This window comes from Actinospineispora spinosispora DSM 44797 (assembly GCF_000429025.1).
GTDB lineage: Bacteria > Actinomycetota > Actinomycetes > Mycobacteriales > Pseudonocardiaceae > Pseudonocardia > Pseudonocardia spinosispora.
Window position 1 is genome coordinate 91443 of sequence record NZ_KE386833.1, and the last position, 26380, is coordinate 117822.

The window sequence follows — 26380 nt, forward strand, 5'->3', positions numbered from 1 at the left end:
TCAAGGTAGGGGCGTTCGACCGATCCGGCGTCCAGCACAGCAGGACGGGAGCCTGGACCGAGAGGGTGTGACCTGCTGACCTGTGCCCTCATCGCACTGGTGCGCTCGGTCGCGCACACAGGCACCCGCGCACGACACTGACGTCACGACATGCCCGTAGGGCCGGTCTGTCAGGTTCTGGAGATTCGATGGCGACAGTTGCAACGCTGCTCAACGTGGTGGGAGGCCGCGGTGTCGAGGGCGAACGGACCTTCACGAAGGTGAGTCCCGTCGACGGGAGCCTCGTCGCCCAGGTGCACGAGGCGAGTGGCGAGACGGTCGACGCCGCGGTTCGGGCAGCCCGCGACGCGCTGAGCGGGCCCTGGGGGAGGCTACGCACCGTGGACCGGGCCGCGCTGCTGCGCCGGGTGGCTCGCACGGTGGAGGAGCGTGCCGAGGAGTTCGTGGCCGCCGAGGTGGCGGACACGGGCAAACCGCTCGAGCTCGCGCGCAGGCTCGACGTCGCCCGCGCCGTGGCCAACTTCGACCACGCGGCGGACTTCGTCTACGGCACCGAGCGGCAGGAGAGCTACTCCACCGAGACCGGCGACGGGCGGCGCGCCCTGAACTACGCCTACCGCAAACCGATGGGGGTCGTCGCCGTGATCGTCCCCTGGAACCTGCCGCTGCTGCTGCTGACCTGGAAGGTCGCCCCCGCGCTCGCCGCGGGGAACACCGTGGTCGTCAAACCCTCCGAGCTGACACCGTCGTCGGCGACGCTGCTCGCCGAGGCGATGGCCGAAGCCGGGGTCCCGGACGGCGTCGTCAACGTCGTGCACGGCTTCGGGCCCGGTTCGACCGGCGAGTACCTCACCTCCCATCCCGGTATCGACGCGATTACGTTCACCGGTGAGTCCGCGACCGGCTCGGCCATCATGACCGCGGCGGCCCCGAACCTGACCCCTGTCTCGTTCGAGCTGGGCGGCAAGAACGCGGCGCTGGTCTTCACCGACACCGACCTCGGGCGAGCCGTGCGGGGCACCGCGCGCTCGGTGTTCACCAACGCCGGACAGGTGTGCCTGTGTACCGAGCGCGTCTACGTCCAGCGCCCGATCTTCGACGAGTTCGTCGCGGGCCTCACCGACGAGGCACTCGCGCTGGTGCCGGGCCGTCCCGACGATCCGAGGACCGGCATCGGTCCGCTGATCTCACGGGAGCATCGGGCGAAGGTCCGGTCCTACTGCGAGCTGGCGATCAAGGAAGGTGCCACCGTGCACGCCGGTGCTGAGCCGATCCTGTTCGGGAACGAGCTGGACCAGGGTGCGTTCTTCCCTCCGACGATCTGGACCGGGCTGGGGCGGGACGCGGTCACCGTCACCGACGAGGTCTTCGGCCCGGTCTGCCACGTGGCGCCGTTCGACACCGAGGAGGAGGCCGTCGCGCTGGCCAACGGGAGCGAGTACGGCCTGGCCGCCACCGTCTGGACCGGCGATGTCGACCGTGCCCACCGGGTCGCCCCCGCGCTGGACGTCGGCCTGGCCTGGGTGAACTCCTGGTGGCTGCGTGACCTGCGCAGCCCGTTCGGCGGTAACGGCCGGTCCGGGCTCGGCCGTGAGGGCGGGCGGGCCGCCGCGGACTTCTACAGCCATCCCACCAACGTCTGTATCGAGATCGGACCGCGATGACACGGCGCACGACGACTCGCCCCGCCGCTGCCGGCGAGTCCCTGAGGGAGGCCCCCGTGACCGAGTCACACATCGTCTGGATCGACCGCGCCACCGGCGCCGGCAGCGACCTGCTCGGCGGTAAAGGGGCGAGTCTCGCTCGGCTCACCGAGGCCGGCCTGCGGGTCCCGCCGGGATTCGTCGTGACGACGGCCGCGTTCCGCGCCGCGGTCGGCCCCGCATTGCTCGCCGAGATCGACTCGCTCGTCGCGGCAGGCTCCGAGGACGCCGAGCCCGACGACGGTGTCGGCGCCCGGGTGCGCGAGCTGATCGGCTCGGTCCCGTTCGAGGACGAGCTCGCCGAGGCGATCGGCGACGGGTACGGCGCGCTCGGTGACCGTGCGCCGGTCGCGGTCCGCTCCAGCTCGGCGGCCGAGGACTCGGCCGACCACAGCTTCGCCGGGGAACACGACACCCACCTGTGGGTCAGCGGCACGGCCGAGCTGCTCGACCGGATCCGGGACTGCTGGGCCAGCCTGTTCACCGCCCGCGCCATGGACTACCGGCGCAAGGCGGGCCTCAGCGGTGCCGGCGCCTCGATGGCCGTGGTCGTCCAGCTGATGGTGCCCGCCAGGGCGGCCGGTGTGTTCATGACGCTGAACCCGGAGAACGGAGACCGGTCCAAGGTCGCCTGCGAGTCCGTCTGGGGACTGGGGGAGCCACTCGTGTCCGGCACGGTGACTCCCGACCGCTTCTACCTCGACAAGGTCACCGGCGAGGTCACCAGCCGAGACCTCGCGGCGAAGGAGACCAAGGTCGTGCGGGCCGCGTCAGGACAGGGCATCGAGACCGTCGCCGTCGCCGAGGACCAGCAGCGGAGCCCGTCGCTCGCCGAGGAGGAGCTCGCGGAGCTGCTGCGCATGGCGACACTGGTCGAGCGTCACTTCGGCTGCCCCCAGGACGGCGAGTTCGCCGTCGGAGAGGGCGAGGGCGCCGGGAACGTCTTCCTCGTGCAGAGCAGGCCGGAGACCGTCTGGTCCCGCACCGGTCCTCGGCGGGCGACCGGTGACGGCTCGGTCATCGACTCGATCCTCTCGCACCTGGTCCCCGGCACCTCTCCTCGGACCTGATCCCGCCCACCCCACCCATCCCTCGGCGCGCCGTGTGCCGCCGCCGGGGCGTCTGCCCTTCCCCTGAACCAGGAGCGCGACATGGCAGAAGTGAAGTTCCCCAGCCCGTTCTCGATCGAGACGCCCGCCGGCGCCGAAGGCTGGGAGCGGATGTACAACTGGTACCACCTGTTCGCCGAGGACCGCAGGGACCAGGACGAGGACCGGTTCTGGTTCGCCGACCGGCTGCACCACCCCGAGGTGATCCACCCCTACGACGAGATCCAGTGCGAGTGCTGGTGGCAGGCGCTCGGCGCGTTCAACACCCGGGTGTTCGCGATGCCGCCCGCGTTCGGGGTCGACCAGCGCATAGTCAACGGACGGCTGTACATCACACCGGTCGCCGCTCCGCCGGAGCAGATCGAGCAACGCGCCACGGAGTTCGCCGCCAGGGCGAGTCACTACTACGAGAACTGGGACTCGATCTACGGGGAGTGGAAGGAGAAGGTCTCCGCGAAGCTGGCCGAGCTGCGCGCGTTGAGCTTCGCCGCGCTACCCGACCTCGAGCCGATCGAGACCATCCACACCCACCTCGGGCATTCGGCGGGATACCGGATGATCCGCGACTTCGACCGGCTCGTGCAGACGATGTACGAGACCTACCAGTACCACTTCGAGATGTTGAACATCGGGTACGCGGCGTACCTGAACTTCTTCCAGCTCTGCAAGACCGCGTTCCCGGGGATCGGTGACCAGTCGATCGCGCGCATGGTGGGCGGCCTGCGGGTGGACCTCTACCGCCCGGACGACGAGCTGCGCCGGCTGGCGAAGGAGGCGGAGCGGCTCGGCATCGGGGACGCCGTACTGGCCGGCGACTCGGCCGGGCAGCTGTTCGACGACCTGTCGGCGGAGCCGTCCGGACGGGCCTGGGTCGAGGACTGGCGCACGACCGCCGACCCCTGGTTCCTGATCAACACCGACCCAGGGCACCCCGGCGGGTACCACACCTACGACACCTGGGCGGACGATCCCGACATCCCGCTGGTGTCGGTGCAGGAATACCTGCGACGCCTGCGCGGCGGCGAGAACATCGATCGTGACACCGCCGGTGTACTGCGGGAACGCGACCGCATCACCGCCGGGTACCGCGAGCTGCTGTCCCCCGACGACCACAAGGGCTTCGACCAGGCCGTGGACCTGGCCCGTTTGGTGTTCACCTACATCGAGGAGCACGTGCTCTACATCGAGCACTGGATGTGGGCAGCGTTCTGGGCCAAGTCCAAGGAGCTGTCGCGTGCACTCGTCGCGATGGGCGCGTTGGACGACCCGGAGGACATGTTCTTCCTCCGGCGAGGCGAGGTGGCCGAGCTGATCTACGACACGGTTGTCGGCTGGTCGGTCGGGAGCCGGTCGCGCGGGACGGGGTACTGGGGGCCGATCATCGGCGAGCGCAAGGGCATCTTCGCGGCCCTGCTGGAATGGGAGCCGCCGCCCGCACTCGGTCCGCCGCCAGCCGAGATCAACGAGCCGCTGACCGTCATGCTCTGGGGGATCACGACCTCCACGGTCAAGGAGTGGCTGGCCGAGGACGTCGAGGGAGAACCCACCACCCTGCGTGGGCTCGGCGCGTCGCCCGGAGTCGTCGAGGGCCCGGCGCGTGTGTTGCGGCACGTCAGTGAGCTCGGTGCGGTCCAGCCGGGAGAGGTGCTGGTGTGTCCCGCGACGTCACCGGCCTGGGCGCCGATCTTCACCCGGGTCGTGGCCACGGTGTCCGACGTCGGCGGAATCATGAGCCACACCGCGATCGTCTGCCGCGAGTACGGAATGCCCGCGGTGGTCGGCACCGGCAACGCGGTGGCCACGATCACCACGGGCCAACGCCTCCGCGTGGACGGCTCCACCGGCGTAGTCGTGATCCTCCCCGACTGACCTCGCAGACCCTCGTGTCGCGTCGCAGACCCTGCAGCGTCTGCGACGCGACAGGAAGCTCTGCGAACTGATGCCCGACAGGTGGGGATCAGCCGATGTCGCTCATCGGCGCGGGCGTGCGTGCGGTGTGGTCCCGGTACGCGGTCCGGGGGCGCGGGGTTGCCTGTTGGAGGCGGTGGCTGGCGACGGCCGCGGCGTGGGCGACGGTGCGGCCGATCTCCGGTATCCGTGCGGGGGCGAAGGTGGAATGGGGTCCGGCTATCGACAGTGCCCCGGCCGGTTGTCCGTCGGCGCCGACGACGGCGGCCGCGACCGAGGTCCGGCCGCGTTGGAAGGCGCGGCACACCACATGGCCCCGCGCCCGAGCGGTCGCTAGCTCCTCGGCCAACGCCGCCATGTCCGGTAGCGGGAGGTTCTCCTGCGCGCAGATCCGTCGCACCCGCAGGTCCGCATCCGCCGGGTCCAGCGCCGACAGAGCGCTCTTGCCGCACCCGGACAGAAACGCCGGAGCCCGCATGCCCACCCGGTTGATCATGCGTACCCGGGTCGGCCCGGACTCGCGGTGGAGGTAGACGATCCATCCGTCGACGAGCTGCCCGACGTGAAGTTCTTGGCCGGGGCCGCGGTGCACCGCCGAGGTGCTGCCCTCGACCGCCTCGACCAGACCGGTGCGGTCGATGATCAGTCCGCCCAGCTCGAGCAGGAGCGGGCCGAGTCGGTACCCACCGCGCGGGACCGACTCCAGCAGGCCCTCCGCCACCAGGGTCCGGCACAGCAGATGGACCGTGGATCGCGGCAGCCCGGTGTGCTCGGCGAGTGACCGCACGGAGAGCACCTCGAGGGTGGGGCGAAACGCCCGGAGGATCGTGGCCGCCTTGCCCACGGATGCGCTCATGAGGGGAGTCTGCCGCTCCTCGGGGGTGCTGTCTCGCCAGGTGTCCCAGCCTGTTGGACGCAGCGCTGGCCGAGGGCGGGGCCGAGCGGGGAACATCCCGCCCCATGAGCCGGGTCTTCCATGCGCAGGTGGGCAGTGCCCTTTCGCGTTCGCGGCGGCCGGGACCTCCGCCGTCCTCAGGGGCCGTCGCGTCACCGAGCCCCCGCGCGGCGCCCGCCGGCGGCGCGCGGCCCGACGGGGGAATCGTCGCGGGCTACCTGGCCCCGCATCCGCCGCACCTGGTCTACGCCGAGAACCCGCCGAGGAACGAGCCGCGTTCCCGCGGCGGCTGGGACGTGTTGCGCTGGGGCTACCAGGAGCTACGCCGCCGAATGGCCGGGCGCGACCGACCGGACGTGCTCGTCGTGCACGCGCCGCACTGGATCACGATGGTCGGTCACCACGTGAACTGCGTGGCCGATCCCCGGGGCGTCTCCGTCGAGCCGATCTTCCCGAACCTGTTCCGCTACCACTACGACTTCCGCACCGACGTCGAGCTGGCCGAGGCCATCCTGGGGGAGGCCGACGGGCTGGGACTGGTCACCAGCGCCCTGCGCGATCCGGGGGTCCGGGTCGACTACGCGACGATCGGCGCCCTGCACCTGGTCAACCCGGCGTGGGACATCCCGGTCGTGTCGATCTCGGCGAACAACAACCCCTACTTCTACTCCGACGCGTCGCTCGAGGAGATGGAGACGCTCGGCGAGGCGACCCGGCGCGCGGTCGAACGCACCGGCAGACGCGCGGTACTGCTGGCGTCCAACTCGCTGTCGCACCTGCACTGGGACACCGAGCCCGACCTGCCAGAGGACATGTCCCGGGAGCACCCCTACAACCAGCACCAGTACGAGTGGGACATGCGGCTGCTGGACGCGGTGCGCGAGGGGCCGTCGAGCCGGCTGCGCACGCTGATCGGCGAGCACATCGAGCAGACCGAGTCCGAGACCAAAGCGGGCAGCCTCACCTGGCTGCTCTCCGCGATGGACTGGCCGGACGTCGCCGGTGACGTGCTGGCGTACGGCACCGTCATCGGCACCGGCAACGCGGTCGTCGAATGGATGCCCCATGGCTGACGGACTCGTGGCGGCCGCCATCGTGCCCGGCCTGCCCCACCTGCTGGCCGAACGCGACCCGGCACCGAGCTGGACGCGGCTGGCGGACGCGGTCCGGGTGACCGGAGACCGTTTCCGTGACGCCGGCGTCGACACCGTCGTCATGGTCTCCACCCAGTGGTTCACCGTCCTCGGGCACCAGGTGCAGCTCGACCCACATCTGGTGGGGGAGCACGTGGACGAGAACTGGTACGGCTACGACTTCGGCCGCCAGCGCTACGACATGCGGGTCGACACCGAGCTGGCGAGCGGCTGGGCCGACGAGATCGACCGAGCCGGTCTGCAGTCGCGCCGGACCCGCTACGACGGATTCCCGATCGACACCGGCACGATGACCGCGATGGGCCTGCTCGACCCCGCGCGGCGGCTCCGGCTGGCGCTCGTGTCGTGCAATCTCTACGCGGGTCCCGACGCGATGGCGTCGGTCGGAGCCGCGGCAACCGCGTCGGCCCGGACACTGGGTCGCCGGGTCGCCGCCGTCGCCGTGACGAGCCTGTCCTCCGGTCTGATCCAGCGCTGGATCTGCCCGGGTGAGGACCACGTGACCGGTGAAGGCCACGAGCAGTGGGACCGCCGGGTGCTCGATCTGGTCACCGAAGGCAAGCACGCCGACGTTCTGGCACTGCGCGAGGAGTACTCCGCCGAGGCTCAGGCCGACAGCCAGTTCCGCACCTACCCGTTCCTGACCGGTGCGGGCCTGGACCGGCTCGGACGGGGAGAGCTGCTGGCATACGGACCGATCTGGGGCACCGGCGCGGCCGTAGTCAACTGGATGCAGGAGGAATGATGGCCAGAACCGCAGTGGGTTTCATCGAGGCCGAAGGCTTCGTCCCCATCTTCGACGCCGTCGACGCCATGACCAAGTCGACCGAGGTCGACATCAGCGGTGTGGTCCGCCTCGGCGGTGGACTGATCGCGGTCGCGATCGTGGGTGACCTGGCCACGGTCGAGGAAGCCGTGGAGATCGGCGAGGAGACGGCCAGGGCCATCTCCGGACGAGGAGTCAAGTCCATCGTGTTCGCCAGCCCCGCCGATTCGATCGTGGCGCTCGCCGGCGACATCACTCTCATCGGAAGCTGAGGACACCGCACATGGCATCCACCGATCGCGCCATCGGCATCATCGAGACCCGAGGGGTAGTCGCCCTCACCGCCGGGATCGAGGCGATGATGAAGACCGCCGACGTTCGCACCATCGCCGTCGAGCGGGTCAGCAGCGGCTACCTCGCCGCCGCGGTCCAGGGCTCGTTGGCGGCGGTGAGATCGGCGGTCGACGCAGGCTCGGCCGCCGTCAGACAGTACGGCGAGCTGCGCGCCGCGCAGGTCTACCCGAAGCCGCACCAGCAGGCGGGTGCGCTGCTCGAGGGTGCTCCGAACGAACGTCTGCGCACCGCGATCGCGGCGATCGAGGCCGGCGGGTCGTCGTGATGCTCGGCAAGGTCGTCAGCCGGGTCTGGGCGGACCGCCAGATCTCGGGGCTCAACGGACGGCGCCTGGTGCTCGTCGCGGGAATCGGGTCGGACCGCAGGGAGGTGGCGGTCGACCTGGTCGATGCCGCGCCGGGCGTGACCGTCCTCGTCGCGACCGACGAGGCGGCCGCCGCGGCCGCGAACGATCCGATCGTCGACGCCGCGGTCGTCGCGCTCGTCGACGACAGGGAACCGACCCGGTGACCCAGCCGTGCAGCCGTCTCGTCGGGGCCCGCGCGCCCGAGGGCGTCGACCCGGACGCCTCGCGGGCCCGCCGCCGCCACGCACTGCGCCGCACCCGGTCTCCTTCGGTCACGACACTCGTGCTGGATGTGGGCGGGGTGGTCATCCCGACCCTGTTCGAGAGCGCCGCCGCCCAGGGGCTGCCCAGCGGGCCGTTCCCCGGGGACGGGGGCAGGCCCGACCCGGAGTACTCCCTGGTCGAGAACGGTCAGCTGGCCGAGCGCGACTATTGGGCCCGGCTCGCGCAGCGCCGACCGGACCTGGACATCGGGGCGCTCTGGCGGGGCTGTTCGGTGGTGCGTGCGGACGTGACGGCGCTGATCGAGCGGATCGACGGACGGGTGCGCCTGGTCGCGTTCACCAACGACATGGCGCACTGGTTCGGGTCCGACTGGGAGCACACGTTCCCGATCATGCGCTGGTTCGACACGGTTCTGGAGGCCGCTGTGCTGGGAGTGTTCAAACCTGATCCACACGCGTTCCGGGTCGCCGCCTCGGCTCTCGGCGAGGAGCCGTCGCGGTGCCTGTTCGTCGACGACCTGGCCGCGAACCTGGCCGGGGCCGCCTCGGTCGGCATGCACACCGAGCTGTTCGACGTGCGTGCGCCCGCCGCGTCGATGAATCGCGTGGCGTCGAGTCTGGGACTGCCACCGCCCGACGCTCCCCGGCGGGTCTTCTCGGCACCGAGGATCGGTCGATGAGCGGCCGGGCGGAGCTGGACCGTCTCGCCGAGCTCGGTCTCGAGCTGCCGGAGCCGCGCGCGAAGGCCGGCAACTACCTGGGCTGGGTGCGTGCCGGCGACCTCCTGTACCTCTCCGGGCAGGGCGCCGACGGGTGGAACGGCCGGGTCGGCGACAGCCTGACCGTCGATCAGGGATACCGAGCGGCTCGTGCCTGCGGCCTCAACCTGCTCGCGCAGGTACACGACGCCGCGGGTGGGCTGGCGGCCGTCCGGCAGGTCGTGCAGGTGCGCGGCTTCGTCTGTTGCACCGACGACCTGGCCGAGGTTCCCCAGGTGATCGACGGCGCGTCGGACCTGTTCATCGCTGTCTTCGGTGAGCGAGGACGCCATGCCCGTACCGCCATCGGGGTCCGGGCGCTTCCGCTGGGCTTTGCGGTCGAGGTCGACATGGTGGTGCAGCTTGGCTGACCTGGTGGGTGCCCGAACCCTGACCGTGCACCTCGTGCGGCACGGCGAGACGGAGAGCTACGACCACGACGTCGGACTCACCGGGCTCGGCCGGGCCCAGGCCGGGGAGCGCGGAACGGCACTCGCCGACGAGTTGCACGACGGTGACCAGGTGGCCTTCTGTCATCCGCCGACCCTGCGGGCCCGGGAGACGTGTGAACTCGTCCGACGAGCCGTGGTCGATCGGGTGCGGGCGCGAGGGATCGTCGTGACCGACACCGGGACCGTCGTCGAGCCCGGCTATCGCAACGTGCAGGTGTGGGCGGACGGTACGCCGAGGGAACCGACCCAGGTGCGACGTCGGGCGACCGAGCTTCTGGCCGGGACGTCGCTACCTCCGGGTTGGGCCGTCGAGGCCGACCGCTTCTGGCGTGCCCACGACGAGACCGGAGACGCCATGCGCTTCTGGCTCACGACGCCGTTGCTGTGGCACGAGCCCCCCGCGTCGGTCGTTCGGCGCATGCTCGACACGTCGGCCGCGCGCCTCGCGGCCGGGCTCACCGGCCATGTCGTGGTCGGGACCCACTCCGGCTGTCTGCGTGCGCTCGTCTGGTGGGCGGCGGGCGCGGATCCGGGCGAACCGGACAACGGCGCCGAGGTCGTGGTGCGGCTGACGGCCGGTAGCGACCTGGTGAGCGTCGGTTACGGCGGGCAGGAGTGGCGGTGCCGGGCTCCGAACGGTCCTCCCGACTGGTCGGTCGCGCGGGACCAGTGGGCAGGCTCGTGAGCTGAACCGGCCGTTCGGGCCGGATGTCCAGCCCGGTGTCCGTCCCTGTTGGACGGCAAAGTCGCCGAGGTCGTCACACCTGGCTCGGTGGTTCGGCTCGACCGATTTGGTGTAGCGTTCAACTAAATGCAAACGTTCGCATTCGATGAAGGCGAGATCGGATCGTGAAGATCGACTACACCGGCCGGCGAGTGCTGGTCACGGGTTCCACAGGTGGCATCGGCTTCGCCGCGGCCCAGGGCTTTCTGGCCGCGGGGGCGAGCGTCGTGGTCAACGGACGCAGCGCGGACAGGGTGGACGCCGCAGTGGCCAGGCTCGGCGGCCCGGGGCCGGCGGTCGCCGGGTACGCAGGTGATCTCAGTGGCGAGTCCGTGTGTTCCCGGCTGGTCGGGGAGTTTCCGGACATCGACGTCGTCGTCAACAACGTGGGGATCTTCGGGCCGAGGGACTTCTTCGACACCCCGGACGGAGAGTGGGAGCGGTTCTTCCAGACCAACGTCATGTCCGGCGTCCGGCTGGCGAGGGCCTATGCGCCCGCGATGGTCGAGCGCGGCTGGGGGCGCATCGTCTTCGTCTCCTCGGAGTCGGCCGTCAACATCCCGGTCGACATGATCCACTACGGATTCACCAAGACGGCCCAGCTGGCGGTCTCCCGCGGCCTGGCGAAGCGCCTCGCGGGGACGGGTGTCACGGTCAACGCGGTGCTGCCAGGACCGACCCTGTCGGAAGGCGTGGCGGAGATGTTCAGGGAGGACGCCGAGCGGACCGGCCGCAGCCTGGACACACTGGTCGGTGAGTTCATCGCGACCCAGCGCGGGTCGTCGATCATCCGTCGCGCCGCGACGGTGGAGGAGGTGGCGAACATGATCCTCTACGTCGCTTCCGACCTAGCCTCGGCGACGACCGGAGCGGCCCTGCGGGTCGACGGCGGTGTCGTGGACACCATCTTCTGACAGCCGGTTCCGAGGAGGGCACGGTCATGGATCTCGAACTGAACGGGCGGGTGGCGCTGGTGACCGGCGGCAGTCGCGGGCTGGGGCTGGCCATCGCGCGCAGGCTGCTCGGCGAGGGTGCCCTCGTCGAGCTGTGCGGTCGAGGCGAGGCCGAGGGGCGCACGGCGGTACGGGAGCTCGGGGCCGGGGCGCAGTGGTCGACCTGCGACGTCACCGATGACGCCGCGGTCGCCGTGATGATCACCGGGGTGCTGGAACGGCACGGGCGGCTCGACGTCGTGGTCAACAACGCGGGGCGGTTCGGCGGAGGCCCGCTGGCCGAGCTGGAGGACGAGACCTGGCGGGAAGGGTTCGACACCAAGGCCCTCGGTGCGGCGCACACCGTCCGGCACGCGCGTGCGGCGCTCATCGCCTCCGGGAGGGGGCGGGTGGTCAACATCTCCGGGATCACCTCGGCCCTGGTGGTCCCGGGCGTGGCCGTCACCGGGGTGGCCAACGCGGCGCTCACCGCGTTGACCGCCTACCAGGCGCGGGACCTGCGGGAGTACCGGACGACGGTGAACTGTGTGGTGCCCGGCTACACCACCAGCGGAGTGTGGGAGGACCGGATAGCCGCCAGGGCCGAGGTCGACGGCACCGACGAGGCGACGGCCCGAGCGGCGATCCTCGCCGAGCGGGGGTTCGGAGAGGGCGCCCGGTGGGGCACCCCGGACGAACTCGCCTCGGTGGTGGCGTTCCTGGCGTCGGGACCGGCGAGCTATGTCAGTGGTGCCACCATCCGGGTCGACGGTGCGCAGTTCCCGGCGGTCAGCGCGCCGTGACGGTCGGGCCGGCCCGCTCGCGGCGGTGATGTGTCCAGCACCGTGGGACACCCTGGGAGACAGTTCTTCGAGAGGAGCGTCAGACTCCAGACATGAGCGCATCGGTGGGTAAGGCGGCCGTGATCCTGCGGGCTTTCCGCCCGACGCTGGAGGTGCTGTCGGTGCGGTCGTTGGCCGAGTACACCGGCCTGCCCCGGTCCACGGTGCATCTGCTGTGCCGGACCCTGGTGGCGGAAGGTCTGCTGGAGTCGGTGCCGGGTGGTGGATATCGACTCGGTCCGCTCCTGCTCGAGCTCGGCGGGCTGATCATCGACCGCACCGGTCTGGTCGGCGCGGTGGAGGGGAGCGCGGCGGCGGTGCGCCGAGGCCCCGGCCAGGAGCTGCACGTCGGGCAGCTCGTCGACGGCTGGATCGTCTACGTTCACCGGGAGTCGGGGCCGACACGCGTCCGGATGATCAACTGGGTGGGCATGCGGGCGCCGGCCTTTCTGTCCGGGTGCGGCAAGAGCGCACTGTCGGCGCTGGATCCGGCGGACGCGGAGCACCGGGTGCGTCGTCTGTGCGCGCAGGAGGACCACCCGCTGCCGGACATGGCCGCGCTGGCCGAGGAGCTGGCGGCCGCTCGTGTCCGAGGCCACCTGGTGTGCCGTTCCTTCCAGCGTGGCCGGACCTCGGTCGCGGCCACGGTCATCGGTGCCGACGGACAGCCCGCCGGAGCGCTGTCCATAGCCGGACCCCACTCCACCTTCGCCCCCGCGCGGATACCGGAGATCGGTCGCGCCATCGCGCATGCCGCGGCCGTCACCAGTCACCGGCTCCAGCACACGATGCCTCGGTCGCGGGCCTTGGACCGAACGTGGCCGCCCAGCTCCAATCCGGCCCGCGCGTTCAGTTCGCGGGCGCTCTAGCGTCCCGTACCGCCTCGCAGACCGCCGTGTTGTGTCGCAGACGCCGCAGTGTCTGCGACACGACGTGACGCTCTGCGAAGTCGGGCGGCAGGGCGGGGTCAGCCGGGGGCGGCGGAGACGACGATGTTGTCGGCGTACTGCCGGGTGATGGTGTTGAACTCGCCGCCGCAGGTGATGAGGACGAGATGTGGTGGTCCGGTCGTGGTGAACGTGCTCGCGGGTAGGTCGGCCTTCGCGTAGTGCTCGATGCCGGTGACGACGTAACGGTGCGGGCCGAGGTTGGTGTCGAGGGTCAAGGTCTGTCCGACCTGTGCCTGGGCGAGACGGAACAGTGCCCCGGGGCCGTCCTCGGCGGTGTCGACGTGGCCGGCGATCACGACCGCGCCGGGTCCGTTCGGGTCCGCGCCCTGCTGCCACCATCCCAGGGTGCGTGGCTGCTCGGGTATCCCGAGCTCCCCGTTGCCGCCGACCGCCACGGGGACCACGGGCGCGTCGACACCCACGTTCGGCATCCGGACCCGCGTCGGGATGGGCCGGATGGGCTGATCCCACGACGCGGAACCCCGCCAGGACGTGTCGGCCCGCGTCGGCGGCGGGGCGGGCGGTGAGCCGGGCGTGGCCCAGACGAACCCGGCGAGCGCCGCGCTGGCCAGCGCGACGAGCGTGAGCGCCGCGGCTGCCCACAGCGCCTTGACTCGTCGCGCCGGCCGGCCCGGTGCCGGCGCGGTGTGCGGTCGATCCGATGTCGGTGATGACGGGGCGAGAGAGCGCCGTGTCATGTCTCGGCTGGTCCTAGGCCCGGCGGCGCCGCAGGGACAGGCCGGTCGCCACCGCTGCCGCCACGATCAGCAACGCACCCGCGATGAGCTCGGCGCCCGTCGGCGGCCAGGTCGAGGTGGCGGCTTCCCCGCCGCTTCCGGTGTTGACCGACGCGGGTGGCTGCGCGGGGGTCGGCGGGCCGTCCGGGGCGAGCGAGTCGGACGTCGAGCTGAGTCGCACGCCGTCGGGTCCCCGGGTGACCAGCACGGTGGTGCTCGAGTCGGGTGAGACCTGAACGGTGAGCGGGGCGGCGGCCTGGGTCGCGGTCACGGTGAGCGGTCCGGCCGGTCGGGCCTGGTAGGGGGTGATCGTGCCGTACGCGATCTGTTGTGCCGGATCCTGACCCAAGGTCACCGAGATCGGCTCGCCGGTGGCTCCCTGCACCACGCGGACCAGGCCGGTGCCGGGCGGCGGGTTCGCCAGGTTCGCCTGTGCCGCGTTCCCCTGCAGGTCACCGTTCTGCCCGTTGTTGAACAGCACCACTGTGCTGGCCTCGCCGGCCTTGACGTTCACCAGCTTGGTGAGCGTCGAGGGTGTACTGGCCGGGGAACCGGCCGGACGCATCGACCAGACGTACTGGCCGGGTGGCAGCTCCATGAACGGGGTGAGGTTCGGGTATCCGCCGGTGGCGATGTACCTGCCGTCCTGGCCGATCGCGGAGAAGTAGACGTCGAAGACGGGAGCCTGCGGTGCCAGGTGTCCCAGCTGCAGCAGCCCCTTCGACTCGTCGTGTGGGGCCAGTGGGCTGTTCGGATCGGGCCGTGTGGCCGGTGCGTCGGCCGCCGGTGCCGCCTGGGCACCGGGCCCGCCCGCACTGGCGGGCGCGCTGTTGCCGCAACCACCGACGAGCAGCACGGCACCGCCCGCCAGCAGGACCGCGCTCAGAAGCCGACCGACCGGATGGCCAAGTCCAACACGCATTGTTGCTCACGGTCCTTTCGTCAGAGATCAGTGGCTGTCATGAGCCGGCCAGTCCTTGCAACAGGTCGGGCGGTGCGTCGGGTGGGTAGACGACCTGGACACCGGTCGGTGTGGCCGTCACGGCGGCAGGCCGGTAGGGCCCTTCCTGGGCCAGGAAGAACCCGCGTACCGACTCCACCTGGGCCGCCGGCACGTCGAGCATGAGCTGCCTGCGGGGCTGGTCGGCGGCGTCCGGATCGTCCATGGCCGGGAGGTCTCGTACCTGCACCGGTCCTCGCTGGACCAGCACCGCCAGGGTGGCCAGGATGCGCGGGTCGACCTTGCCCGCCGTGAAGAGGTTCTGCACCGGTTCACCGGCTTCGATCCGGCCGCTCCTACTGAGTGCCTGACCGACCGCGATCCGAGCCTGGGTTCCGTCCGCGACCTGGGTGTCGGCGACGGGCGGGCCGGCGATCGGCTGGACGGCGGGAGCCGCGCCGCCGCCCAGCGTGCTGACCGCCACGACGACAGCGATCACCCCGACCAGTACGGCCAGCCCCACCATGTGTGTGGCCCGCCGCGAGAGCCCGGTCTGCTCCTTCTTCGCGTGAACCCCCCGGGGCGGCAGGCCCGGCATCGACGCCGGCTGCTGAGCCCGGCTCTTCTGATGCCGGCCCTCGGCTCCGGAGCGTGCGCGAAGCTCTCCCACGTTGACCCGGGTGCGGGTCTTCTTGGCGCGGTCACCGGAATGGCGATGGCGCGTGGGTCGTGCTGGAAAGCGCTCCACCGGGCAACCTCCCAGAGATCGTCTGCACGATCACACGAGTCGTCTTGTTAACTCACCGTTAACGAGCGCAACACACGTTACAACAGGAGGGAGTGCCTTCGAACCTCCAAAAGAGCCTCGGTGTCCGCCTGATAGCACTAAGGCTCGCGCGAATTTCGCTCTTTTCTGTCACCTGTAGTCAGCAAACGAGTGACGACATGTCCACCACTGGGTGGAGTCCGCCGTCACAGCCGCAGGTTGATAAGGATGCCCTCAGTGGGTTCTCGGGCCGCCTTCGCTAGGTCTCCCGGCCGGCCCGACCACGCTCATCCCCGCCGCAGGATCCGGTCGATCTGCTCGGCGTCGTAGCCGAGGGATTCGAGCACCTCGCGGCTGTGCTGGCCGAGAGTCGGCGGCGCGGACCGCATGGCCGGTCGACGGCCGTCGAAGGTCAGGGGTGACGCGATCTGTTCGAGCGGGCCGACCTCGGGGTGATCCACCGTGCCGATCATTCCGAGTGCCTCGGTCTGCGGGCAGACGTAGACCTCCTCGAGCGTCCGGACGGGAGCGACCGGGACACCCTCGGGTTTCAACAGCCCGAGCCAGTGGGCGGTGGGCCGTGTGCGGATCTCCCCGGAGAGCTGGCGGTTGACCTCCTCGCGGTGGCCGACCCGCCCGGCATTGGTTGCGTACCGAGGGTCGTCGGCGAGGTCGGACCGGCCCAGCGCGCGGCACAGCGATCCCCACTGGGCGTCGTTGCCGACGGCGACGACGAGATGCCCGTCGGCGGTCGGATAGGCCTGGTAGGGCACCAGGCTCGGATGCCCGGAGCCGAGCCTGGGCGGGTTCTGGCCGGTGGCGAAGTAGCCGGTGGCGAAGCTCCCGTGGAAAGCGAGCTGCGATTCGTAGAGCGATGTGGAGACGTACCGGCCGCGTCCCGTGCGTCCGCGTTCCACGAGCGCCGCGAGCACACCGGAGAGACCCCACATCGCCGCGCCGAGGTCGCCGAAGGCGAATCCGGCCTTGACCGGCGGGCCGTCGGGCTCGCCGGTCAGCGACATCAGCCCGGCGGCGGCCTGGACCACCATGTCGTAGCCGGGTTCGTCGCGCAGCGGTCCCGCCTCCCCGTAGGCGGAGATGTGCAGTGCGACCAGGCGCGGGTAGCGCTCGACGAGCGTCGGGCCGTGGTAGAGCCTGGCCAGCGAGCTGCCGGGGCGGAAGTTGTCGATGACGACGTCGCTGCGGTGCAGCAACCGGTCGGCGACCTCCTGCCCGTCCTCGGTGGTGAGGTCGAGGGTGAGGGAGCGTTTGTTCCGGTTGACCGCCAGGTTGTAGGTGGCGTCCGTTCCGTTGAACGGCGGTCCCCACCGGCGGGTGGGGTCGCCGCCCTGTGGATGCTCGATCTTGACGACGTCGGCACCCAGGTCCGACAGTGCCTGGCTCACATAGGGGCCGGCCAGGATCTTGGACAGCTCCAGGACCTGGATCCCGGCGAGCGGAGCGGGTGGGGCGCCGTCCGTCACGAGTGGACCTCCTCCGGGTCGTTGCCGTCGACGACCAGCGCGAGGGCGTTGATCGCCGCGGTCGGGACCTCCTCCGGGGTGAACAGGCGTTGCAGGAAGGCGTGCGCGACGAGGGTCTTGCGCGCCCCGGCTCCGGCCTTCGTCTCCCAGACCGCCTGCTCGACGAGCAAGGTGGCCATGACCGCGTCGCCGAGAGCCTGCGTGTAGTCCCCGACGGCGAGCTCCCGGTCGCCCGGTTCGCGGGCGAGAATGGCGTCACCGCGCTCGCGCAGGCGTCTCCACTGCAGCGCGAGGCGCTCGACCAGCGGATCGGCGTCGGCGACGCCGCTGGAGTCGAGCCGGTCCAGGTAGGTGTCGGCGAGCACCCGGTGCGCGTTCTGCAACCGCATACAGCGCAGCACGTCGAGCGCTACGACGTTGGACGCGCCTTCCCAGATCGAGCCGAGGTGCGCGTCGCGCACGAGCCGGGGGTTGATCCAGTCCTCGATGTAGCCGTTGCCACCCCGGACCTCCATCGCCTCGGCGGTGACCCAGCGGCCGCGCTTGCACACGGTGTACTTCGCCATGGGGGTCAGCACCCGCGCGAGGACGCGGGCACGCTCGTCACCGCCGTCGCCCTTCTCCAGCTGGTCACCGATCTCCAGGACGACGCCGAGCGCGGCCTCGGTGTCGAGCTGCAGGCCGAGCAGGGTGCGACGCATGAGCGGCTGGTCGAACAGCGCCCTGCCGAAGACGATCCGCTGCCGGGAATGGGTGATGGCCTCGTGCACCGCGCGGCGCATGAGCGCGGTGGAGCGCATGACGTTGGAGACCCGCGAGTGGTTGACCATCTCGAGCATCTGCTGGACGCCGCGCCGGAGATCGCCGACGGGACGGGCGTAGGCGTCGAGGAGGCTGACCTCGCCGCTGGCCATCGAATGGGTGCCGAGCTTGTTCTTGAGCCGGTCGATCCGATAGCTGTTGCGGCTGCCGTCCGGACGTAGCCGGGGGAGCAGGAACATGCCGAGTCCCCGGGTGCCTTCGCCCTGCCCGGGGACCTGGGCGAGGGTCAGGATGACGTCGGCGGTCACGTTGGAGCAGAACCACTTGCGGCCGGACAGGGTCCAGTGGTCGCCGTGGTCGGTGGCGACGGTCGCGGTGCGGCCGAGGTCGGTGCCGCCGTCCACCTCGGTCATGAACATCGCCCCGGTCGCGTGGGTGACGGGGTCGATCGAGGTCAGCGCGTCGATCTCGGCGCGGAACGACTCCGGGTCGAACATCTCCAGCACCCTGGCGGCGGAGTCGGTCATGTTGATCGGGCAGCCGAGGCCGTACTCGGCCTGGGAGAACAGGTACGACAGGGCGTACTTCACGACGTGCGGGGCGGACCCGGACCAGCCGAGCACACCCCGGTGGGACAGCGCGGCCAGGCCGAACCGGCAGAACCCGGCTTCGACCAGCTCGCCGTAGGCGGGGTGGAAGTCGACCTCGTCGATGCGCTCGCCCGCCGGCGAGTACTGCCGCAGGGTCGGCACGTGGATCTCGGCGGCCGCGGCGAGGCGGTCGAGATCACCGGCGGCCAGCCCGCCCAGCTCGGTGATCACCGGTTCGAGGCGTGCGCGGTCGTCGGGCATCAGGTAGCGGTCCAGCAGGGGACGGAGCGCGGGGTCCAGGTCGGCGAAGTTCACGGATTCCTCCCCGTGGGTCAGTGCGCCGGAGCGGGCGCGGTCGCGGAGTGCTGCCCGGTATCGGGGATGCGACGCAGCAGCGGGACGAGTGCGGCCAGCGTGATCCCCACGTAGGCCAGGCCGAGCGCGACGACCGACCAGATGGTCCCGGTCGTGGTGAGCAGCAGCTGGCAGACGAACGGCGCGGTGCCGGAGAACAGCGTCGCGCACAACTGGTAGGACAGCGAGATGCCGGTGTAGCGGACCTCGGTCGGGAAGGCCGGGGCGAGCATGCCCGCCATGACCGCGTAGTACATGGCGTGCGGCAGCGTGGCCAGCGTCATGCCCGCGACCGCCCACCAGAACGAACCGGTCTGGACCAGCACGAACAGCAGCGGCAGGAAGACGATCTCGGGGAGCAGCATCCAGAACACCGCGCGCTTGAGGTCGATCCGGTTACCGAGGACCGCGCCGAACGGCTGACCGATCACCTGCACCGCCAGTGAGAGGGCGATGATGGTCAGGAACACGGACCGGTCGAACAGCGGAGTGTCGCCCTCGGTGGCCCAGGACAGCACGAACGTGCTCTTGACGTAGGTCAGTGCGACCCCGGCGACGCCGGCGAACACCCCCAGCGCCACCAGCCCTGGGAAGCGGGTCAGAACGACCTTGGCGGGCAGCCCGGTGTCCTTCTTCTGCTCCAGCAGCCTGGTCATCTCGGGCGTCTCGCTCAGCTGGAGCCGGATGAACAGCCCGACGATCATCAGGGCGGCCGAGGCCAGGAACGGGATGCGCCATCCCCACTCGATGAACGCGTGGTCGGGGAGCTGGGCGACGGCGAGGAACGACAGCGTGGCGAGGAGGTTGCCGACCGGGGAGCCCTGCTGGGCGAAGGCCCCGTAGAGCAGCTTCTTGCCCGGCGGTGCGTACTCGGTGGCGATGAGGACCGCCCCGCCCCACTCGCCGCCGACCGCGACCCCCTGGATCATGCGCAGCACGACCAGCAGGATCGGTGCGAGCACACCGATCTGGGCGTAGCCGGGCAGCAGACCGATGCAGATGGTGGCCAGTCCCATCATCACCAGCGTGATGATCAGCGCCGACTTGCGGCCGTGCTTGTCGCCGAGGTGCCCGAAGATCAGGCCGCCGAGCGGACGGGCGAGGAAACCCACCCAGAAGGTGCCGAACGCGGCGAGCGTCCCGATCGCGGCGGGTGCGCCCGCGAAGAACACCTTGCCGAACACCAGTGCCGCGGCCGAACCGTAGATGTAGAAGTCGAACCATTCGAGCGTGGTGCCCGCGAAGGCGCTGATTCCGGCGCGGCGAGCGTCACGGGTCATCGTGGCCGGCGCCGGGGGACCGGTGCGCTGCTCGGTCATGGCGTGCTCCTCTCTGAGCCTGCCTCCTCGGGTCGCGTCGGCGACCGAGGATGTGTGACCGGGACACCATGTCATCGCACATTAGGATTGGTCCAAGACCAATCCTGGCGCGCGGTGAGCTGATTTCCGACTCAATCCGTCGGTGTGGGCAGTGCCTGCTCCGCGACGTCCAGCACCGCGCGCAGGATCGCCGAGTCGTCGTTGTGCCGCCACACCAGGCAGACCTGCAGTACCGGAGCCGGTTCCTCCAGCGGTACGAACACCACGTGATCGAGCCGGATGGTCCGTGCCGCCTCGACGACCAGCGCGACACCGACCCCGGCGCCCACCATGGCGAGCAGGCTCAACGAGTCCGGCGCCTCCTGTACGACTCCGGGGCTGAACCCGGCCTCCAGGCACGAGCGCATCGCCAGCTCGCGCACCTCCGAACCGCGACCGGAAGGGAACGCCACGAAACGCTCGTCGGTCAGATCGGCGAGGGCGACCGAAGGTCGCTCGGCGAACGGGTGGACGTCGGCGACCGCGACCATCAGCGGATCCCGCCGCACCAGGCGGGTGGCGACCCCGCGCGACCCCGAGACGGACGCGAACCCGAGGTCGAGGCTGCCGTCGGCGATGCGGCCGACCGTCTCACCCGAGTACTGCGGGCCGTGCAGCGCCAGCTCGATACCGGGAAGCCGCCCGGCGACCGCCCGGGTCAGGACGGGCAGCGTCACCGCACTGCTGACCCCGGCGAAGCCGAGGGACACCTGGCCGACCTCGCCGTGGCCCGACGTCCGGGCGGCCCTGCGGGCCACCGATGCCGAGGCGAGTACGTCCCTGGCCGGTTCGAGGAAGGCACGGCCGGCCGCGGTGAGCCGCACCGAGCGGGTGCTGCGTTCGAACAGGTCGACACCCAGGTCCCGCTCCAGCAACCGGATCTGCTGGCTCAGCGGCGACTGCGACATGTGCAGCCGCGCGGCCGCCCGTCCGAAGTGGAGCTCTTCGGCGACCGCGACGAACCCGGCGAGGTGCCTCAGCTCCATGTGACCTCCCTGCGCGGTCACCGAGATTATCGCGGAACACGTCTCAGTGGAGCGGAGGATCGACCTCGGAGCGCACCTGGTCGCGTCAGGACGAGGCCGCGTCCAGGAGCTGCAGCTCGGCATCGGACAGATGAACGTCGTCCATGGCCACCAGCGCCGGCAGCTGGTCGACGGTGCGCGCGGACGCGATCGGCGCCACCACGGTCGGTTGCTGCGCGAGCCAGGCCATCGCGACCGTCGCCATCTCGATTCCTCGGGCCTGCGCGACCTGTTCCACCGCGGCGAGCACCCGTACGCCACGCTCGGTGTCGGCGTACCCGCCGGCGAGCCCCGGCATGTTCCGGACGTTCTCGAGGGTCTTTCCCGGACGGTACTTGCCGGTGAGGAAGCCGGACGCGAGCGCGAAGTACGGCACGCAGGCCAGTCCCTCCCGCTGCACGATGTCCCGCCTCGCCCCTTCGTAGGTGTCGCGTGAGACGAGGTTGTACTGCGGCTGCAGCGCCACGTAGCGGGCGAGGCCTTCGCGGTCGGAGAACTCCAGCGAGGCGGCGAGCCGTTCGGGGCTGATGTTCGAGGCGGCGATGGCGCGCACCTTGCCCGCCGTCACCAGGCCGTCCAGCGCGCCGATGATGTCGTCGACCGGGATCGCCTCGTCGCGGTCGAAATGGGTGTAGTACAGGTCGATGTGATCGCTGCCCAGCCGCTTCAGGGACTCATCCGCGGCCGCCTTGATGGTGGCCGGCGCGAGACCGAGGTAGTCCGGGTGGTCACCGACCTTGGTCGCCACGACCACGTCATCGCGGTTGCCCCGGGCGGCGAGCCACTCGCCGATGATGGTCTCGGACTGCCCCGGCACGTTGCCCTGCTCGGTGAAGTAGTTCATGTACGAGTCGGAGGTGTCGATGAAGTTGCCGCCCGCGCCCACATAGGCGTCGAGGACCGCGAACGACTGTTCCTTGTCGGCTGTCCAGCCGAAGACGTTGCCACCCAGACAGAACGGTGACACGAGGAGATCGGACGGGCCGAGGGCGCGAAGTTCAGTCACACCGCGATCAACGAGTCGTTCGTGTTCGATGTTCCGGGCTCGCCGGTCGCGAATCTGAGGGGCTGCTGAGGCCCGCGCGGCGACCCTGATTGCCGGACGGGGTGGGAGCATGGTCGTCATGCCCGGATTCCTGGACTCGCTCCCACCGCTGCTCGCCCGCGCCCTCCGCTCGCTGCGCCGGTCGGGCCGCCCGACCGCGTCGAGCAGCTCGGTGGTGCGCGATCTCCCCACCGCCGAGCGGTCCCGGCAGATCGTCTACGCGCCGGACCCGGACGGAGGCGCCGACCCGGGGGAGATCGTCTGGGCGTGGGTGCCCTTCGAGGAGAACGACGGGCGCGGCAAGGATCGGCCGCTGCTGATCGTCGGCCGCGCCGGCACCGGTGCGCTGCTGGGGTTGATGCTGTCCAGCCAGCACGACCGGGCGGACGACCGCGACTGGCTGCCCATCGGCTCGGGTGGCTGGGACCGGGAGGGCCGGGAGTCTTTCGTGCGGCTGGACCGTGTGTTCGAGGTGCCCGAACACGGCATCCGGCGGGAGAGCGCGGTGCTGGCTCGGGACCGGTTCGACCGCGTGGCGGGTGAGCTGAGGGACCGCTTCGGCTGGACCTGATCCGCCGACGGACCGGCGGCACCGTCCACTGTGACCGTCGGGCTCAGTGCTCGGAATCGCGCTCGCGTGCGGTCGCACGCAGGGACCCGGCGTGTGCGGTCAGCGTGGAGTCACGCCTGGTCTTGACCAGGCTGGCCACCGTGACGATCACCAGCACGCCGATGATCACACTGAGGCTGACCGGTGTGGAGATCTCCGGCACCGACGCGCTGATGTCGACGTGGGCCCAGTGCATCGCCAGCTTCACCCCGATGAACACCAGGATCACCGCCAACCCCGCCGACAGGTACACCAGCCGATCCAGCAGGCCCTGTACCAGGAAGAACAGTGCACGTAGCCCGAGCAATGCAAAGGCGTTGGCGGTGAACACGATGTACGGCTCCTCGGTCACCCCGAACACCGCGGGAATCGAGTCGAGCGCGAACAGCAGGTCGACCCCGCCGATCGCGACGAGCACCACCAGCAGCGGGGTCACCATCCGGCGCCCGTCGACCCTGGTGAAGATGCGGCCGCCGACGTAGTCGTCGGTCACCGGGAGCAGTCGCCGCGCGCTGCGCACCACCACGTTGTTCTCGACGTCCGGGTCCTCGTCGCGGTGCCGGAACAGCTGTACCCCGGTGTAGACCAGCAGAAGCCCGAACAGCAGGAACATGAAGGAGAACAGCGACAGCAGCGCGGCCCCGAGCGCGATGAAGATCGACCGCATGACCAGAGCCAGCACGATGCCGAACGTCAGCACCTTGTGCCGGTGTTCCTCGGCCACCGCGAACGTCGTCATGATGATCACGAAGACGAACAGGTTGTCGACCGAGAGGCTCTTCTCGACGATGTAGCCGGCGAAGTACTGCGTCCCGGCATCACCCCCGTAGGCCGAGGCGAACCACACCCCGAACACGATCGCCACGGCCACGTAGAAGACCGACCACAGCACGGCCTCGCGGAACGTCACGCGGTGCGGCCGCCAGGCGGCGACCGCGAAGTCGACGGCGAGTAGCAGTAGCACAAGGCCGACCGTGACCGCCCAGGTCAGCCAGCTGATCTCGAGCATCGAGTTCCCCCGTCACACATGCAGGTGCCCTGACAACGAGCCACGCCGTCCGCTCGTTCCTGACCTGATCGTCAGTTATACCCCTCCGACCTCACCAACCTCACCGGCCACATCGACCCCACTCCGCGAAACCCTCGGGCCGCGTTGGCCAAACTCATGATCACCACCGCCTCATGGCTGTTTCTCGGCTGAAAAACAGCCATGAGGCGGTGGTGATCATGAAAATGACCGTCCGTCGTGGTAACGACTGGGATGGAAGCGACGAATGTTGGGTTAGGTGTTACGCCGCGCTGGGCATTCGCCACGTCGCGGTCGAGTGCAGCGGTCCACGTCCATGAACGGTTCCAGCGAGCAGGAGATCCCGTGAGCCAACCCGCACCCCAGCCCGCCGCCCCTGCCCGGCGGAACACCGCCGTGCTTGTCCTGTCCGTCCTGCTGGTGTTGTCGTTGATCGGTGCCGCGGTCACGACGACACTGTGGCTGAGCACCAGCCAGCAGCACGGACAGGTGACCGCCCAGCTCGCCACGCGCGACGGGGAGCTGGCCGAGGCCAGGAAGTCCCTCGCCGAGGCCAAGGCGAAGCCGGTCGAGGTTCCGAATGACGGAGCGGGTCTCGCCAGGTGCCAGGATGCGCTCCGTCAGATGATGGCGGGCGGTGTGGAGAACGGGATGCTCCAGTCGGCGTGCGGAATCTGACGGGCCGGGTCGAACCTCGCCCGGACGGAGTCGTGCCCCGCGTAACGAGACAGGCCTTCGGCGGGTTGACCGTCAGGTGCCGGAGTGCGCCGGGGGCAGTCGCACGGTGACACGCAGGCCACCCTCGGCCAGCGGGGTGAGCGTGAGGGTTCCGTCGTGTGCCTCGGTGATCCTGGTGGCGATCGCCAGGCCGAGCCCTACTCCCGCGTGGTCGGCGCGGGTGCGTCCGGTGCCGCGCTGGAACGGCTCGGCGAGCGTGGACACCAGCTCGGGGGCGAGCTGCTCACCGGTGTTGTCGACCACGAGAGTCACGCAGTCCGGGTGGACGTCGGTTCTGACCAGCACGGTGCCGTGTTCGGGCAGATTGTGGACGATCGCGTTGTGCACGAGGTTCGTCGTCAGCTGCAGCAGCAACGCCTGCGAGCCGGTGGTGGGGGTGATGTCGCCGGACGTCTCGATCCTGACGCCGTGCTTCTCCGCGAGCGGCAGGAGCGTCTCGGTCGCCTCCTCCGCCAGCAGGGACAGGTCGACCGTCTCCCGGGTGAACGAGCGTCGGTCGGCGAGGCCGAGCAGTAGCAGCGCCTCGGTGAGGTTGATCGCGCGGGTGTTGACGACCTGGAGCCGGTCGACCAGTTCGCCGGTGTCGTGGCTCGGGTCGTTGCGGGCGACGTCGAGCAGCGTCCGGGTGATGGCCAGCGGGGTGCGCAGCTCATGGGAGGCGTTCGCGGCGAACCTGCGCTGTTCGGCGACGTGCGCCTCGAGGCGCGCGAGCATGGTGTCGAAGCTGTCGGCGAGCTCGCGGAACTCGTCCGCGCGCCCGGGCAGCCGGATCCGGTGGGAGAGCGAGCCGGTCGCCGCGGTCCGGGTCGCCTCGGTGATGCGGGTCAGGGGCGCGAGCATGCGGCCGGCGAGGATCCATCCGCCGACGAGACCGAACACCAGCAGGAACGCCAGCACCGCGGTCGCCGCCGGGATGAAGATGACCGGGCCGAAGTTCCCGGGGACGAGCACGCGCCCGAAATCCGAGAGGTGCGGCACGAACGTGATGGCGGGCCTGCGCGGCAGGAGGAACATCCACACCGCGGTGAGCAGCAGGACCCCGGCCAGCATGAGGAACCCCGCGTAGCTGAGCGTGAGTTTGAGGCGAACGCTCACGCCGGGCTTCCTGTCGCTCACCCCGGGGCCCCTTCGGTGTCGATGCGGTAGCCGACGCCTGCCACGGTGGCGATTATCGCGGGCTCACCGAGGCGTTTGCGCAGCGCCGAGACGGTGATGCGCACGGCGTTGGTGAACGGGTCGGCGTTCTCGTCCCAGGCTCGTTCCAGGAGGTCCTCGGCGCTGACGACACCGCCCTCGGCGGCGACGAGCACTTCGAGCACGGCGAACTGCTTGCGGGTGAGTGCGACGTAGCGGCCCTCCCGGTAGACCTCGCGGCGGAACGGGTCTAGCCGCAGTCCGGCGATCTCCCGCACCGGTGGCCGGTTGTGCACGCGGCGACGGTCCAGCGCCCTGAGCCGGAGCACGAGCTCGCGCAGCTCGAACGGCTTGGTGAGGTAGTCGTCGGCACCGAGTGAGAAGCCGGAGGCCTTGTCGTCGAGGCGGTCGGCGGCGGTCAGCATCAGGATCGGCATGCCGCTCCCGGAGGCGACGATGCGTTCGGCGACCTCGTCGCCGGAGGGCCCGGGGATGTCGCGGTCGAGGACGGCGATGTCGTAGGCGTTGATGGCCAGCAGCTCCAGGGCGGTGTCGCCGTCGCCCGCGATGTCGGCGGCGATCGCCTCCAGACGCAGCCCGTCACGGATGGCTTCGGCCAGGTAGGGCTCGTCCTCGACGATCAACACGCGCATGGTCCCGGGATGCTACGAGGCGGCGCATATCGCCGGCATA

General features: G+C 70.4%; 28 protein-coding genes. 16 read left to right on the forward strand and 12 right to left on the reverse strand.

The genetic code is table 11. The annotated features are described in order from the left end of the window. Positions 1-188 precede the first annotated feature (188 nt). From G406_RS0124015 to G406_RS0124025, 3 genes are all read left to right on the forward strand, one after another. Positions 189-1664, forward strand: coding sequence for a 2-hydroxymuconic semialdehyde dehydrogenase (locus tag G406_RS0124015; RefSeq protein WP_037078301.1), 1476 nt, complete (start codon positions 189-191; stop codon positions 1662-1664). Between the two features lie 56 nt (positions 1665-1720). Next, positions 1721-2773 carry a PEP/pyruvate-binding domain-containing protein gene (locus tag G406_RS0124020; protein WP_051342585.1) on the forward strand — a complete coding sequence of 351 codons (1053 nt, stop codon included), beginning with the start codon at positions 1721-1723 and terminating at the stop codon, positions 2771-2773. An 81-nt stretch (positions 2774-2854) separates the two neighbouring features. Further along, the gene (locus tag G406_RS0124025) at positions 2855-4681 is read left to right on the forward strand and encodes a PEP-utilizing enzyme (protein WP_028935726.1); all 1827 of its coding nucleotides are present in this window, start codon (positions 2855-2857) and stop codon (positions 4679-4681) included. A gap of 88 nt (positions 4682-4769) precedes the next feature. On the opposite strand, the gene G406_RS0124030 is transcribed toward G406_RS0124025, so the two are convergent. Further along, the gene (locus G406_RS0124030; protein WP_169736774.1) at positions 4770-5576 is read right to left on the reverse strand and encodes an IclR family transcriptional regulator; all 807 of its coding nucleotides are present in this window, start codon (positions 5574-5576) and stop codon (positions 4770-4772) included. A gap of 104 nt (positions 5577-5680) precedes the next feature. On the opposite strand from G406_RS0124030, the gene G406_RS0124035 reads away from it, so the two are divergent. The 11 genes from G406_RS0124035 (at position 5681) to G406_RS0124085 (ending at position 13036) form a co-directional block, all read left to right on the forward strand. Next, on the forward strand, positions 5681-6688 hold the full coding sequence (locus G406_RS0124035) for a DODA-type extradiol aromatic ring-opening family dioxygenase (RefSeq protein WP_084216352.1): 1008 nt from the start codon (positions 5681-5683) through the stop codon (positions 6686-6688). Continuing rightward, complete coding sequence (locus G406_RS0124040) at positions 6681-7514, forward strand: DODA-type extradiol aromatic ring-opening family dioxygenase (protein WP_028935729.1); 834 nt, start codon at positions 6681-6683, stop codon at positions 7512-7514. Before G406_RS0124035 ends, G406_RS0124040 begins: the two co-directional genes overlap by 8 nt. Next, on the forward strand, positions 7514-7807 hold the full coding sequence (locus G406_RS0124045) for a BMC domain-containing protein (RefSeq protein WP_028935730.1): 294 nt from the start codon (positions 7514-7516) through the stop codon (positions 7805-7807). The genes G406_RS0124040 and G406_RS0124045 overlap by 1 nt, the downstream gene beginning before the upstream one ends. A gap of 11 nt (positions 7808-7818) precedes the next feature. Then, complete coding sequence (locus G406_RS49465) at positions 7819-8154, forward strand: BMC domain-containing protein (RefSeq protein WP_037078305.1); 336 nt, start codon at positions 7819-7821, stop codon at positions 8152-8154. Then, complete coding sequence (locus G406_RS0124055; protein WP_211241250.1) at positions 8154-8399, forward strand: EutN/CcmL family microcompartment protein; 246 nt, start codon at positions 8154-8156, stop codon at positions 8397-8399. The genes G406_RS49465 and G406_RS0124055 overlap by 1 nt, the downstream gene beginning before the upstream one ends. Further along, positions 8396-9139, forward strand: coding sequence for an HAD-IA family hydrolase (locus G406_RS0124060; RefSeq protein ID WP_028935732.1), 744 nt, complete (start codon positions 8396-8398; stop codon positions 9137-9139). Before G406_RS0124055 ends, G406_RS0124060 begins: the two co-directional genes overlap by 4 nt. Next, entirely contained in the window at positions 9136-9588 is a 453-nt protein-coding gene (locus G406_RS0124065; protein ID WP_028935733.1) for a RidA family protein, read from the forward strand. The genes G406_RS0124060 and G406_RS0124065 overlap by 4 nt, the downstream gene beginning before the upstream one ends. After that, a complete protein-coding gene (locus G406_RS0124070) occupies positions 9581-10354 on the forward strand; it encodes a histidine phosphatase family protein (protein ID WP_169736775.1) in 774 nt (257 codons plus the stop codon). Before G406_RS0124065 ends, G406_RS0124070 begins: the two co-directional genes overlap by 8 nt. 164 nt (positions 10355-10518) lie before the next feature. Continuing rightward, positions 10519-11307, forward strand: a complete 789-nt coding sequence (locus G406_RS0124075) for an SDR family NAD(P)-dependent oxidoreductase (protein ID WP_028935735.1) — start codon at positions 10519-10521, stop codon at positions 11305-11307. A 26-nt stretch (positions 11308-11333) separates the two neighbouring features. Beyond that, positions 11334-12128, forward strand: a complete 795-nt coding sequence (locus G406_RS0124080; RefSeq protein ID WP_028935736.1) for an SDR family NAD(P)-dependent oxidoreductase — start codon at positions 11334-11336, stop codon at positions 12126-12128. 92 nt (positions 12129-12220) lie between these two features. Continuing rightward, a complete protein-coding gene (locus G406_RS0124085) occupies positions 12221-13036 on the forward strand; it encodes an IclR family transcriptional regulator (RefSeq protein ID WP_028935737.1) in 816 nt (271 codons plus the stop codon). Positions 13037-13134: 98 nt separating this feature from the next. On the opposite strand, the gene G406_RS54500 is transcribed toward G406_RS0124085, so the two are convergent. From G406_RS54500 to G406_RS0124130, 8 genes are all read right to left on the reverse strand, one after another. Beyond that, positions 13135-13815, reverse strand: a complete 681-nt coding sequence (locus G406_RS54500) for a class F sortase (RefSeq protein ID WP_051342587.1) — start codon at positions 13813-13815, stop codon at positions 13135-13137. 13 nt (positions 13816-13828) lie between these two features. After that, the gene (locus tag G406_RS0124100; protein WP_028935738.1) at positions 13829-14776 is read right to left on the reverse strand and encodes a DUF4397 domain-containing protein; all 948 of its coding nucleotides are present in this window, start codon (positions 14774-14776) and stop codon (positions 13829-13831) included. A 37-nt stretch (positions 14777-14813) separates the two neighbouring features. Further along, positions 14814-15542 (reverse strand): hypothetical protein, encoded by a 729-nt coding sequence (locus G406_RS0124105; RefSeq protein WP_156935131.1) that lies wholly within the window; start codon positions 15540-15542, stop codon positions 14814-14816. 305 nt (positions 15543-15847) lie between these two features. Further along, positions 15848-17044 carry a CaiB/BaiF CoA transferase family protein gene (locus G406_RS0124110; protein ID WP_028935740.1) on the reverse strand — a complete coding sequence of 399 codons (1197 nt, stop codon included), beginning with the start codon at positions 17042-17044 and terminating at the stop codon, positions 15848-15850. After that, a complete protein-coding gene (locus tag G406_RS49475; RefSeq protein ID WP_051342588.1) occupies positions 17041-18711 on the reverse strand; it encodes an acyl-CoA dehydrogenase family protein in 1671 nt (556 codons plus the stop codon). The genes G406_RS0124110 and G406_RS49475 overlap by 4 nt, the downstream gene beginning before the upstream one ends. Before the next feature lie 17 nt (positions 18712-18728). Continuing rightward, positions 18729-20069, reverse strand: coding sequence for an MFS transporter (locus G406_RS0124120; RefSeq protein WP_084216354.1), 1341 nt, complete (start codon positions 20067-20069; stop codon positions 18729-18731). A gap of 131 nt (positions 20070-20200) precedes the next feature. Beyond that, a complete protein-coding gene (locus G406_RS0124125) occupies positions 20201-21094 on the reverse strand; it encodes a LysR substrate-binding domain-containing protein (protein WP_028935742.1) in 894 nt (297 codons plus the stop codon). A gap of 85 nt (positions 21095-21179) precedes the next feature. Next, complete coding sequence (locus G406_RS0124130) at positions 21180-22139, reverse strand: aldo/keto reductase (protein WP_028935743.1); 960 nt, start codon at positions 22137-22139, stop codon at positions 21180-21182. Positions 22140-22248: 109 nt separating this feature from the next. On the opposite strand from G406_RS0124130, the gene G406_RS49480 reads away from it, so the two are divergent. Next, positions 22249-22749: a type II toxin-antitoxin system PemK/MazF family toxin gene (locus G406_RS49480; protein ID WP_084216355.1), complete on the forward strand. Its 501-nt coding sequence runs from the start codon at positions 22249-22251 to the stop codon at positions 22747-22749. A gap of 43 nt (positions 22750-22792) precedes the next feature. Here G406_RS49480 and G406_RS0124140 read toward each other — a convergent pair whose 3' ends face one another. Next, positions 22793-23797 carry a TerC/Alx family metal homeostasis membrane protein gene (locus tag G406_RS0124140; protein WP_028935744.1) on the reverse strand — a complete coding sequence of 335 codons (1005 nt, stop codon included), beginning with the start codon at positions 23795-23797 and terminating at the stop codon, positions 22793-22795. 363 nt (positions 23798-24160) lie between these two features. Here G406_RS0124140 and G406_RS0124145 point away from each other — a divergent pair, with 363 nt between their 5' ends. Continuing rightward, complete coding sequence (locus G406_RS0124145; protein ID WP_156935132.1) at positions 24161-24493, forward strand: hypothetical protein; 333 nt, start codon at positions 24161-24163, stop codon at positions 24491-24493. A gap of 72 nt (positions 24494-24565) precedes the next feature. On the opposite strand, the gene G406_RS0124150 is transcribed toward G406_RS0124145, so the two are convergent. Next, positions 24566-25648: a sensor histidine kinase gene (locus G406_RS0124150; protein ID WP_028935746.1), complete on the reverse strand. Its 1083-nt coding sequence runs from the start codon at positions 25646-25648 to the stop codon at positions 24566-24568. Positions 25649-25665: 17 nt separating this feature from the next. Continuing rightward, a complete protein-coding gene (gene vanR-Sc, locus G406_RS0124155; protein ID WP_028935747.1) occupies positions 25666-26340 on the reverse strand; it encodes a VanSc-type vancomycin resistance response regulator transcription factor VanR in 675 nt (224 codons plus the stop codon). Positions 26341-26380: the final 40 nt, after the last annotated feature.